The 12,023-nt window shown below is 66.1% G+C and carries 11 protein-coding genes; 8 read left to right on the forward strand and 3 right to left on the reverse strand.

Translation table 11 applies throughout. The features are described from left to right. The 7 genes from ACP2AV_RS15075 to ACP2AV_RS15105 form a co-directional block, all read left to right on the forward strand. Positions 1 to 1,055: short-chain fatty acyl-CoA regulator family protein (locus ACP2AV_RS15075; RefSeq protein WP_426373604.1), on the forward strand; the 1,055-nt coding region annotated here is incomplete at its 5' end. A gap of 398 nt (positions 1,056 to 1,453) precedes the next feature. Continuing rightward, complete coding sequence (locus ACP2AV_RS15080; protein WP_426373605.1) at positions 1,454 to 1,828, forward strand: response regulator transcription factor; 375 nt, start codon at positions 1,454 to 1,456, stop codon at positions 1,826 to 1,828. Further along, positions 1,825 to 2,223: a DUF308 domain-containing protein gene (locus ACP2AV_RS15085; protein ID WP_426373606.1), complete on the forward strand. Its 399-nt coding sequence runs from the start codon at positions 1,825 to 1,827 to the stop codon at positions 2,221 to 2,223. The genes ACP2AV_RS15080 and ACP2AV_RS15085 overlap by 4 nt, the downstream gene beginning before the upstream one ends. A gap of 3 nt (positions 2,224 to 2,226) precedes the next feature. Next, complete coding sequence (locus tag ACP2AV_RS15090; protein WP_426373607.1) at positions 2,227 to 4,911, forward strand: ATP-binding protein; 2,685 nt, start codon at positions 2,227 to 2,229, stop codon at positions 4,909 to 4,911. Between the two features lie 86 nt (positions 4,912 to 4,997). Then, a complete protein-coding gene (locus ACP2AV_RS15095; RefSeq protein ID WP_426373608.1) occupies positions 4,998 to 6,365 on the forward strand; it encodes a FliM/FliN family flagellar motor switch protein in 1,368 nt (455 codons plus the stop codon). Positions 6,366 to 6,469: 104 nt separating this feature from the next. Further along, positions 6,470 to 6,802 (forward strand): TraR/DksA family transcriptional regulator, encoded by a 333-nt coding sequence (locus ACP2AV_RS15100; RefSeq protein WP_426373609.1) that lies wholly within the window; start codon positions 6,470 to 6,472, stop codon positions 6,800 to 6,802. Between the two features lie 81 nt (positions 6,803 to 6,883). After that, positions 6,884 to 7,090: a hypothetical protein gene (locus ACP2AV_RS15105; protein ID WP_426373610.1), complete on the forward strand. Its 207-nt coding sequence runs from the start codon at positions 6,884 to 6,886 to the stop codon at positions 7,088 to 7,090. A 120-nt stretch (positions 7,091 to 7,210) separates the two neighbouring features. Here ACP2AV_RS15105 and trpD read toward each other — a convergent pair whose 3' ends face one another. Both trpD and ACP2AV_RS15115 read right to left on the reverse strand, forming a co-directional pair. Continuing rightward, positions 7,211 to 8,230, reverse strand: a complete 1,020-nt coding sequence (gene trpD, locus ACP2AV_RS15110; protein WP_426373611.1) for an anthranilate phosphoribosyltransferase — start codon at positions 8,228 to 8,230, stop codon at positions 7,211 to 7,213. Further along, positions 8,227 to 8,808, reverse strand: a complete 582-nt coding sequence (locus tag ACP2AV_RS15115; RefSeq protein WP_426373612.1) for an anthranilate synthase component II — start codon at positions 8,806 to 8,808, stop codon at positions 8,227 to 8,229. Before ACP2AV_RS15115 ends, trpD begins: the two co-directional genes overlap by 4 nt. Before the next feature lie 128 nt (positions 8,809 to 8,936). Here ACP2AV_RS15115 and ACP2AV_RS15120 point away from each other — a divergent pair, with 128 nt between their 5' ends. Beyond that, complete coding sequence (locus ACP2AV_RS15120) at positions 8,937 to 10,505, forward strand: divergent polysaccharide deacetylase family protein (protein WP_426373613.1); 1,569 nt, start codon at positions 8,937 to 8,939, stop codon at positions 10,503 to 10,505. 3 nt (positions 10,506 to 10,508) lie between these two features. On the opposite strand, the gene trpE is transcribed toward ACP2AV_RS15120, so the two are convergent. Beyond that, a complete protein-coding gene (gene trpE / locus ACP2AV_RS15125) occupies positions 10,509 to 12,023 on the reverse strand; it encodes an anthranilate synthase component I (RefSeq protein ID WP_426373614.1) in 1,515 nt (504 codons plus the stop codon).

A 12,023-nucleotide genomic window follows, 5' to 3' on the forward strand; every position in this document is an offset into this window, starting at 1 on the left:
CGCCGCCCGAAACCGACCGCGCCGAAGAATTCGCCGAACGCTTCCCCGGCTGGGCCGGGCTGGTAGGGGCGCAGGCGGCGCGGATCGTCGCGCTGGAACGCACGGTCGAGGCGCTGACCGACCGGCTGACCCACGATCCGTTCTTGTCAGAATCGCTGCACGATGTGCTGTCGGTGGTCACGGCGATCCGCTCGACCGCGGGCATTCTGGCCAGCGGCGATCCGGTCGATCCCGAATGGCAGACCCGCTTTCACCGCAATCTCTACGAGGACAGCCAGAGATTGGCCAAGAGCAGCCAGGCGCTGGTGGCCTATCTGGACGAAGAAATCGAAGCCGCCGGCACCGGATCGAACGCCGCCCCCCAGGACGAGGTCGAAGCGTGGCTGTCGGGCACCGGCTTTCACCTTGCCGAACTGGAAGGCGCGGGCGCCCAGGCGCGCATGGCGAAACTGCTGGACGCGGCGCAAGCGCTCAGCTCGGCGCCGGCCCGGCAATTGGCGCAGAGCTGGATGACGCGCTACGCCCGCGACGCGCGCCGCATGCCGCTGGCCGAGATCGAAGCGCTGCTGGCCAGCCACGGCCCCGACCCGGCGCAGGTGGCACGTCACTTTGGCGTCAGCCTGCCCGCCGCGATGCGCCGCATGGGCGCGTTGCCGCCGCGCGACGGGGACGGGGCGCGCTTTGGCGTGGTGATTTGCGACGGGTCGGGCACGCTGACTTTCCGCGAGCCTCTGGCCGGTTTTGCGCTGCCCCGATTCGGGGCGGCGTGCCCGCTCTGGCCGCTGTATCAGGCGCTGGTGCGTCCGGGCACGCCGGTGCGCGCGGTGGTCGAAATGCCGGGATCGGCCGGGCTGCGGTTCACCTGCTATGCCTATTGCCACACGCGCGGGGTGCATGATTTCGCGTTGCCGCCGGTGCTGGAGGCGACGATGCTGATCGCCGATGGCGGCCCTGAAACCGAAGCCGCCACACCGATCGGATCGTCCTGCCGGATCTGCCCGCGCGACGGCTGCCCGGCCCGCCGCGAGCCGTCGATCCTGGCCGAGGGGCTGTGAGTCCGCCTGCCACATTGCCCGTGGTGACGCCTGAAAACTTGGCTATGGGGCTGCATATGTCCCCGCCTGTCGCGGTGCCTGTGCCCATGTCAGTGACGTTACCGGTGACGTTTCCTGTGACCTTTCTTATGGCGCATGTCCGCGGCGGCGCAGCCGGTGAAACGCGCCGTGGTGTCCCCTGTGATGTCCGCCGCAATACGGCCCGCGACACATCCCATGACCGCCCCCATGATGTTGCCAGTGATGCTGCCTGAGAGACTGCCGGGCGGGAAAGCCCGCTGGGCTGATGCCCCCCGGATCACCGCCTCTGGCATCGCCGGACGCTGCGGCGCGCTTTGACTCGGCTCGTTTAAGACGCAATACTTTGGACCTGGAAGCTGAGGGGGGAACATCGGCGCATGGGCAAACGCGTGCTTCTGATTGAAGACGAGCCGAATATCATCGAAGCAATCCGCTTCATTCTATCGCGCGACGGCTGGATTGTCGAAGCCCATTGCGATGGCATCAGCGCGGCGCAGGCCGTGCGAACCAAGACGCCGGATGTGGTTATTCTGGATGTGATGCTGCCGGGCCGGTCGGGCTATGACATCCTGCAAGAGCTGCGCGGCGATGCCGCCACCCGAGCCTTACCGGTGTTGATGCTGACCGCGCGCGGCCAGAAGAAAGACCGCGACCTGGCCGAACGCTACGGCGCCAGCCGCTATATGACCAAGCCGTTTTCCAACGCCGAAGTTCTGGCCGCCCTGCACGAGCTGGTCGGGGACGCCGCGTGACCCCCCCAAAAAGCCCGCTGTTCCTGCAACGCCGATCCTATCGGCGGCGGCGGCTGGCGGATGCGGCGCGGCTGGTTCCGGTGATCGGGGCGGCGCTATGGCTGGTGCCGTTGCTCTGGCACGACGGCGCGCGCAGCAGCACGGCGCTGCTCTATGTCTTTGGGGTCTGGGCGCTGCTGATCGGGGCAACGCTGATCCTGTCGCGGGGGCTGGCCCGGTCGCACGATGAACGTCCCGGCGCACCGGGAAGAGCGCTGTTTGGCGACCCCGATCACAGGCCAGATCAGGGCGCAGATCACGGGCCAGATAACCGGCCAGATAACCGGCCCGACGACATGCCAGACAATCGGCCCGACAACCGGCCCGACCCCGCCGAACGCGGCGGGGATCGCTGAGCGATGGTCAATTTCAACCTGCTGGTGCTGGTCAGCGTGCTTTATGTACTGCTGTTGTTTCTGGTGGCGTTCGCTGCCGAACGCCAGGCCGAGGGCGGGCGCGCGGGCTGGTTACGCTCGCCGGTGATCTACACGCTGTCGTTGTCGATCTATTGCACCGCCTGGACCTTTTACGGCGCGGTGGGTTCGGCGGCGCGCTCGGGGTTGGAATACGTGACGATCTATCTTGGCCCCACCATCGTGATGGTGGGCTGGTGGTGGGCGCTGCGCAAACTGGTGCGGATCGGGCGCACGCAAAAGATCACATCGATCGCAGACCTGATTTCCAGCCGGTATGGCAAGTCGAACCTGCTGGGCGTGCTGGTCACGCTGCTGGCCGTGGTCGGCACCACGCCCTATATCGCGCTGCAGCTGCAATCCGTCAGTCTGAGCTTTGCGGTCTTTGCAACCGCGCGCCCCGAAACCTGGGCCTTGCCCGATCAGAACGCCACGGCGCTCTGGCTGGCGATGGGGCTGACGCTGTTCACCATCCTGTTCGGCACGCGCAACCTGGATGCCAACGAACGCCACCACGGCGTCGTCACCGCCATCGCGCTTGAGGCGATCGTGAAACTGGTCGGCCTGTTGTCGGTCGGGGTGTTCGTGGTCTGGGGGGTGGCGGACGGCGTGGGGGATATTCTGGCGCGCATCGATGACTCGCCCATTTCGCAGTGGCAGGTGGGGGGCGATCGCTGGATCACGCTGACCTTTCTGTCGGCGGTGGCCCTGTTGACCCTGCCGCGCATGTTCCAGGTTCTGGTGGTGGAAAACGCCGACGAACGGCACTTGTTCACCGCCAGCTGGGCCTTTCCACTGTATATGTGCGCGATGAGCCTGTTCGTGCTGCCCATCGCGGTGGTCGGCCTGCAGATCATGCCGCCGTCGGCCAACCCGGACATGTTCGTGCTGACGGTGCCGCTGGCGCTGGGCCAGGACGGGCTGGCGATGCTGTCGTTCCTGGGCGGGTTTTCGTCGGCCACGTCGATGGTGATCGTGGCGGCCATTGCGCTGTCGACCATGGTGTCCAACCACATCGTCATGCCGATCTGGCTGGCGCAGCGCCGTGGCGGGGCCAGTGTGTCGGGCGATGTGCGCCAGGTGGTGCTGTTGTCGCGCCGCCTGTCCATCGCGGGGGTGCTGGCGCTGGGGTTCCTGTACCTTCGCCTGACCGGCGGATCCGAGGCGCTGGCCGCCATCGGCCTGATTTCCTTTACCGGCGTGGCCCAGGCGCTGCCGGCGCTGCTGGGCGGTATCTTTTGGCGCGGCGCCACGCGGGTGGGCGCGACGGCGGGGCTGATCATCGGGTTCAGCGTCTGGCTTTACACGATGTTCCTGCCGTCTTTCGGCGACGCGGTTCTGCCCGCCGCGCTGCTGGCCGAGGGGCCGTGGGGCATCGGCTGGCTGCGCCCGCAGGCGCTGTTTGGCGCGGCCGACATGGACCCGGTGGTGCATGCGGTGATGTGGTCGCTTACGCTGAATTCAGCGGCGTTCTTCCTGTGCTCGGTGGCATCGTTCCCGCGCCCGGTCGAACGGCTGCAGGGCGTGCAGTTCGTTAATATCTTCGATCATACGGGCCCGGCGGCGGGCTGGTCGGGCACTGGCGCCGAAACCGAAGATCTGCTGATCATGGCGCAGCGCATTCTGGGCCCTGACGATGCCAAGACGCTGTTCAAGCGGATCGCCGACGAACAGGGCAAGGGCGGCTTCTTGCCGGATTCCACACCCGAATTTTCCGAACGGCTAGAACGCGAACTGGCCGGGTCGGTCGGCGCGGCGACGGCGCATGCGATGATGGGGCAGATCATGGGCGGCAGCGCGGTGTCGGTCGAAGACCTGATGGCGGTGGCCGACGAAACCGCGCAGATGATGGAATATTCGCTGCAACTGGAAACCAAATCCGAAGAGCTGACCCGCACCGCCCGCCAGCTGCGCGAGGCGAATGAAAAGCTGACCGCCCTGTCGGTCCAGAAAGACGGCTTTTTGTCCCAGATCAGCCACGAATTGCGCACGCCGATGACGTCGGTCCGGGCGTTTTCCGACATTCTGAAGTCGCACGATCTGGGGCCGGAGGAACGCGTGCGCTATTCGGGCATCATCCACGACGAGGCGCAGCGCCTGACCCGGCTGCTGGACGATTTGCTGGACCTGTCGGTGCTGGAAAGCGGGCAGGTGTCGCTGAATACGCAACAGGTCAACCTGGGCGCGGTGATCGATCGGGCCATCGCGGCGGCAACCTCGGCCGAGGGCGCGCGCCGCATCGCCATCACACGCAGCCCCGGCGCCGACCGGATCACGCTGCACACCGATGGCGACCGGTTGGCGCAGGTGTTCATCAACCTGATCGCCAACGCCGCGAAATACTGCGACGCGCCCGCGCCGCGCCTGATCGTGTCAGCGCGCGAAACACAATCCGGCGTGCAGGTCGATTTCATCGACAACGGCAGTGCCATCCCCACCAGCCGCCACTCTGTGATCTTTGAAAAATTTTCGCGCCTGTCAGACCATACCGCCGCGGGGGGCGCGGGGCTGGGCCTGGCGATCAGCCGCGAGATCATGTCCCGCCTGGGCGGGCAGATTTGCTATCTGCCGGGGCAGGGCGGGGCGGCCTTTCGCGTCAGCCTGCCCAAAACGGCGGGCGCTGGCGCCTGAAAATCGGGGGGATTTCAACCCTTTGGTAACTTGAAACGGGCAAGATCGCGCTGTGCACAACCGCTTTGAAAGACCATCAGAACACCATGTCTGACGCTTCGACCATCCAGCGCAAGGCCGGCGCGGGCCGTCCGCAGCCCGATATTCAGGCCATGTCCGCCGCCAAAGCGCTGCGGCTGGCCCTGTCGCGCACGGCCGAAGTAGAAATGGGGCTGGCCGCCACGATCATTGATTTCAGCGAATTGCGCCTGCCGCTGGGGGGCATCGCGGGGGAATTGCCCAAATGCGCGTTGATCGCGATGATCACCGCCGAAGATGGCGCGCGCGGGTTGTTCGTTCTCGATCATGTGCTGATGGCCGCGCTGATCGAACAGATGACCACCGGCGCCGTGCGCAATACCGCCGCCGAGGAACGCGTGCCAACCTCCACCGATGCCGCGCTGGCTTCGGCGCTGATCGACAAGATGCTGGCCCGGTTCGAAACCCTTGTCTCCACCGCAGCCAACCCGCCGGATGTGGGCGGCTATCGCTATGCGACCCCGCTGCGCGACCCCCGGGCGATCGGGTTGACGCTGGACGATCAGCGCTACCGCTATTACCGGCTGACGGTGGACCTGGCGCAGGGGGCCAAGACCGGCGACATGCTGATGTTCCTGCCGCTAGAGCGTCCGGTCCCGGGCATCGAAGGGGTCGAACCGCCCGGATCGTGGCAAGAAAAGATGGAACAGACCGTATCCACGGCAGAAGTGACGATGGATGCGGCGCTGTATCGGTTGCGTCTGTCGCTGTCCGACGTGATGGGGTTCGAAGTTGGCCAGCAGATCCCCGTGCCGCGCAAGGCGGTGGCCCAGGTGCAGGTCGAAGGTATCGACGGACGCGTGATCGCGACCGCCCGGCTGGGCCAGGCCAACGGGCTGCGCGCCTTGCGCATCAATGACCCGGCCAGCGCGAACGAAGACGACACGGTGATGGGCCCGGGACCACTGGAAAACCCGGCACAGATCGGCGACGGTGCCGGCGACAGCGCTGGCGCCGGGCCGATGGCCGGCGCAGGCGATTTGCCCCCATTGGACGGGGGCGGTGGCCTGGCCCCGTTGGACAGCGCGGGCGGCTTGCCCCCTTTGGGCGCGGCGGGTGATTTGCCCCCGTTGGGCGGCGCGGGTGATTTACCCCCGTTGGAAGGCGCAGGCGATTTGCCGCCATTGGGTGACGGGGGGCTTCCCCCGCTCAGCGGCGGCGACCTGCCGCCTTTGGGCGATGCCGGCGACCTGCCGCCTTTAGGCGATGCCGGTGACCTGCCGCCTTTAGGCGACGCCGGGGGCCTGCCGCCTTTAGGCGACGCCGGGGGCCTACCGCCCTTGGGCGATGCCGGGGGGCTTCCGCCCTTGAGCGGCGGCGACGGGCTGCCCCCATTGGACGGCGACGGGTTGCCCCCGCTTCCGGCAGCCGAATAACAACCACCCCCTGCCGCCCGCCTAACCTGCGCGCCGCTTGACCTGAATCAACGAAATGCCCCCCGGTCTCGCCCATTCTGCAGGGCAAGAAACGGAGGATCATCATGGTTGATGTCAGGAAATACCGCGAACAACTCGAAGCCCGCCTGAACGAACTGGATGCACGCGTCCACAAGCTGGACGATGCGCTGGACGCCCCCAAATCGCGCGACTGGGACGAAGGCGCGCAAGAGGCCGAGGGCGATGAGGTGATGGAAGCGATGGGCAGCGCCGGCATGCAGGAGATTCGCATGATCAACGCCGCGCTTGAGCGGATTGATGCCGACGAATTCGGCTATTGTCAGGACTGCGGTGACGAAATTTCAGGCGAACGGCTTGATTTGCTGCCATTTACCCCGTTTTGCAAGGATTGCGCGGCCAAACATGACCAGCGCTGATCGACATCAGTACAACTGTCACACGAGCGTGCTACCATATCGCTGACGCCGAAAACTGGCGCAAACCAGAGGAGGAACCGCATGTCACTCAAAGATAAATCCCCCGTGGACCACTTGGACCCAGTGGATAAAGTTGTCGACGAAGTCGTGGCCGACCCTGAGAAGGCTGAGAAGCTGAAAAAGGTTCTGCACGATGAATTGGACAAGCACGACCGCGCCCCAAAGGCCCGCTATGCCCGCGCCGAATCGGACGAGGTTGATGACCTGTTCGAAAACATGCCGGTCTGATCCGCGCAGGGAATTCCAAATCCCGGCCGATCAGACAGCCAGCGAAACAGACACTCCGGCCAAAAAGTTACCCCAGCGAAACAGATATCCCAGCGAAACGTCACGGCGCGCGGCGCGGTGTCAGGCGCCGCCGCTTGTGATGTCAGCCAAGAGCTTCAGCTTGGACAGCGCCGCGCCGCTGTCGATGCTTTCTGCAGCAAGTTCAACGCCTTGGGGTAGGGTGCTCACCTTGCCCGCCACCACAAGCGCGCCCGCGGCGTTCAACAGCACCGCATCGCGATAGGCTGATTTTTCGCCCGACAGCACGGCACGCATCGCGCGGCCGTTTTCTTCGGGTGTGCCGCCGGTAATCGCCTCGAACGGATGGACGGGCAGGCCCGCGTCTTCGGGGTGCACTTCGGTTTCGCTGATCGCGCCATCGCCAAGCTGGGCGACCCAGCTGGTCCCGGTGATGGTCAGCTCGTCCGTGCCATCGCTGCCATGCACCAGCCACGCCGCGTCCGAGCCCAGCTGTTGCAGCGTTTCGGCCATCGGGCGGATCAGGTCGCGCGAAAATACACCGGTCAGCTGGCGCTTGACCCCGGCGGGGTTGGTCAGCGGGCCGAGGATATTGAAGATCGTGCGCGTGCCAAGATCGGCGCGCACCGGCATGACGTGCTTTGTCGCCGGGTGGTGCATGGGCGCCATCATAAAGGCGATGCCCGCCTGCGCCAGCGCCCGCTCGACCACATCGGCGCCCACCATCACGTCGACCCCGTTCTGGGCCAGCGAATCCGCCGCGCCCGAATTCGACGACAGCTTGCGGTTGCCGTGCTTGGCCACCGGTACGCCCGCGCCGGCCACGGCAAAGGCGGCGGCGGTGGAAATCTGCAGCGTCGGCTTGCCTGTACCGCCCGTGCCCACGATGTCGATGGCCCCGGGGGGGGCCGTGATCTTGACGCAATGGGCGCGCATGACGCCCGCGGCGGCGGCATATTCATCGACCGTTTCGCCCCGCGTGCGCAGCGCCATCAACAGCCCGCCGATCTGCGCCGGGCTGGCTTCGCCCTTGAACAGGATGTCAAAGGCCGCTTCGGCTTCGGGGCGGGTAAGGGGCCGGTCGGCGGCGGCGCCAATCAGGGGTTTGATCGCGTCGCTCATGCTGGCACCTTGATTTCGTTGATAAAATTCTGCAGCATCTGGTGCCCGTGTTCCGAACGGATGCTTTCGGGGTGGAACTGAACGCCGTGGATCGGCAGATCCTTGTGGGCCAGCCCCATGATGGTGCCATTGTCCAGCGCGGCGGTGATCGTCAAACAATCAGGCAGGCTGTCGCGATCGACCACCAGCGAATGATAGCGCGTCGCTTCAAAGGGCGACGGCAGCCCGGCAAACACGCTTTGCCCGTCATGGCGGATCGTGCCCATCTTGCCGTGCACGATTTCATCGCAGCGCACCACCTTGCCGCCAAAAGCCTGTCCGATGGTCTGGTGGCCCAGACAGACCCCCATCAAGGGGATGCGCGCCTCGGCGGCGGCATGCACCAGCGCCAGTCCGATACCCGCGTCATCGGGGGTGGCCGGGCCCGGCGACAGCAGGATCGCTTCGGGTTTGAGACCCATCGCGTCCTGCACCGTCAGCGCGTCGTTGCGCCAGACCTTCACGTCTGCCCCAAGTTCGCCCAGATAATGAACGAGGTTATACGTGAAACTGTCGTAATTATCGATCAGAAGCAGCATTGGCCAAGCCTTTGGCAAAAAGGGGTGAACCCGGTTTCAAGTCGCGCTATACATGGGACAAAGGCAGTGACGGGGTCAAGGGCGTGCGGCAAAAGCCCCCGCCCGTCGGGCAAGAACGGAGTGGTTGCATGGCGCGTGGCGTTATTTCTGGGCTCGTTTGGGGTGTCGTGGTCGGGGTCGCCGGTCTGGTTGCTGCGAACGAATGGGTCCCGCGCGTGTCGCTGGTGGCCTTTGAACCGCCCGAAGCGGTCGGGCCGCCCGAAGCGGTTGGGCAGCCCGAAGCGGTTGAACCGCCCAAATCGGTTGAACCGCCCCAATCGGTCGAACCGAGCATCCCATCCGTGCCCGCCGCGCCCGATGCCCCCGTTGAAAGCCCGCCCGCGCTGGACAGTGTGACAGTTCCCGAAACCGTGATTCCCGGCGCCCCGCCGCAGCCCGATACCGGCGCGCAGACGGGAACGCCGATGGCCCAGACCGCCCCCGCGGCCAAGCCCGATCCGGCCCCCGCGCCCGGCGGCGACATGCGCGCGCCGCAGCCCGAAACTCAGGCTGACATGGTGACCCCATCCCAGGAAGAGCCGATTATCCCCGGCCCTGAATCCGTGCCCCCGTCTGCTGGACCGGTCGATGAGGCCCCGCAAACAGCGCAGGTGCCGGTGACACCTGCCGCGCCATCCCCCGCACCCGCACGCCCCGCTCCCGACGCGGCCGGCGCGCCGCCCGCGCCGCAGATGTCCGATCCGGCGCCCGCCACACCCGCCCCGACAGCCCCCCGCGAACCGGGTCCATCCGATATCGTCGAGGCCCCGCAAACCGGCGGGGACGGTGAACAGGTGGCCGTGATGAACGACGACGATCCGCGCATTCTGGACACCCGCGAAGGCACGCTGAGCGGACAGGCCGGCAACGTGACCGTCGGGCGTTTGCCCAGCATCGGGGCCGACACCGAACCACCCGCCGATGACCGCGCCGACCCGCAGCTGGGCACGACGGGCGCAACGGGCCAAGCGCTGCTTGACAATGCGCAACCCTTTGACGCGCCGCCCGAATTGCCGATCATGTCGATCATCCTGATCGATCAGGGCGGCGAGATTTCCGATGCCGATCTGAACAACCTGCCGTTCCCGATCAGCTTTGCAATCGACGCCAGTCGGCCCGACGCAGCCGAGCGCGCGGCGCGCTATCGCAGCGCCGGCCAAGAGGTGGTGCTGATCGCAGAATTGCCGACCGGCGCACAGCCGACGGATGCGGCCGTCACCATGAACGCGGCCATTTCGGCGCTTGGCACCGCCGTGGCTGTCATGGATGTGCCGGGGGCCAAGTTCCAGTCTAGCCGCGCCACCGCCGCGCAGGTGGTCGCGTCGGCGGCGCAGACGGGCCATGGGATCATCACCTATGCGCGCGGGTTGAACGCGGCGCAACAGGTGGCCGCGCGCGAAGGGGTTCCGGCGGCCGTGGTGTTCCGCGTCTTTGATGGGGAAGGGCGCTCAGGCCCGGCGATGACGCGCTATCTGGATCAGGCCGCCTTCCGGGCGGGCCAGACCGACGGGCTGATCACAGTCGGGCATCTGAAAGCGGACACGCTGCAGGCGCTGGCCGACTGGGCCACCGGCAACCGCGCGGCCGGTGTCACGATGGCGCCGGTATCCACGGTGCTGATGGCGCAGGTGCCTCAGGACGCGCCGCCAGAGCAGTAGAGCTCAGGTGTTGCGGTCACGGGCAAAGCGGCCCGCGTCTTCGGCCGCCTTGCGGATGGCACGCGATTTGTTGACGGTTTCCATGTATTCAGACTCGGGGTCGCTGTCATAGACGACGCCGCCCCCGGCCTGGATGTACAGTTTTTCGTCCTTCAGAACAGCGGTGCGCAGGGCGATGCACATGTCCATGTCCCCGTTGGCGCTGAAATAGCCCAGGCCCCCGGCGTAGACGCCGCGCTTTTCAGGTTCGAGTTCGTCGATGATTTCCATCGCGCGAACTTTCGGCGCGCCCGACACGGTGCCCGCGGGCATGCCAGCGAAAAACGCTGACAGGGCGTCTTGGTCGTCGGCCAGTTCGCCCACCACGTTCGACACGATGTGCATCACGTGGCTGTAGCGTTCGACGATGAATTCTTCGGTCGGGCGAACCGTGCCGATTTTCGATACCTTGCCGGTGTCATTGCGGCCCAGATCGAGCAGCATGAGGTGTTCGGCCAGTTCTTTTTCGTCCGACAGCAGGTCCTGTTCCAGCGCGTTGTCTTCTTCGACGGTGGCGCCGCGCGGGCGGGTGCCGGCGATCGGGCGGATCGTGACCTGTTTGTCGAACACGCGGACCAGGATTTCGGGGCTGGCACCCACCACCTGAAAGCCGCCGAAGTTGAAAAAGAACATGAACGGCGATGGGTTGGTGCGCCGCAAGCTGCGGTAGAGCGCAAAGGGCGGTAGCGGAAAATCCACCGTCCAGCGCTGCGAGGGCACAACCTGGAAAATATCGCCGGCGCGGATATATTCCTTCGCCGTTTCAACGGCTTGCAAATAGCCATCATGGGTAAAGTTTGACATTGGCTCGCCCACCGGGGCGGCATCGCCCAGATCGTGCGTGGCGGCGGGCACCGCGCGTTCCAGATCGCGCACCGCGTCCATGACCCGTTCGGCGGCCTGCGCATAGGCGGCGCGGGCGGACAGCCCCGAGGACACCCAGGCCGGCGAGACCACGATCACCTCGCCTTTGACGCCGTCCAGAACGGCCACGACCGATGGACGCATCATCACCGCATCGGGCAGGCCCAGCGGGTCGGGGTTGACGTCGGGCAGGTGTTCGACCAGGCGGATCATGTCATAGCCCAGATAGCCGAACAGCCCGGCGCTGGCGGCGGGCAGGTCGGCGGGCAGGTCGATCCGGCTTTCCCCGATCAGCGCGCGCAGGCTCTCCAGCGGCGCGGCGTCTTCGTCAATGAAGGCGTCGGCGTCGATCCGCGCGGTGCGGTTGATCCGGGCCTGATCGCCATGGCATTGCCAGATCAGGTCGGGCTTCATGCCGACGATTGAATAGCGCCCGCGCACCTCGCCGCCGGTGACGCTTTCCAGCATGAAACTGTCGCGCCGCGCTTCGGCCAGTTTCAGCATCAGCGACACGGGCGTATCTAGGTCGGCCGCCAGGCGCGCATAAACGATCTGGTTTTCGCCCGCTCCGTAGCCTTTGGCAAAGGCGTCGAAACCGGGGGTCAAATCGGCCAT

This window comes from Aliiroseovarius sp. PTFE2010 (assembly GCF_049943335.1).
GTDB lineage: Bacteria > Pseudomonadota > Alphaproteobacteria > Rhodobacterales > Rhodobacteraceae > JBNFVY01.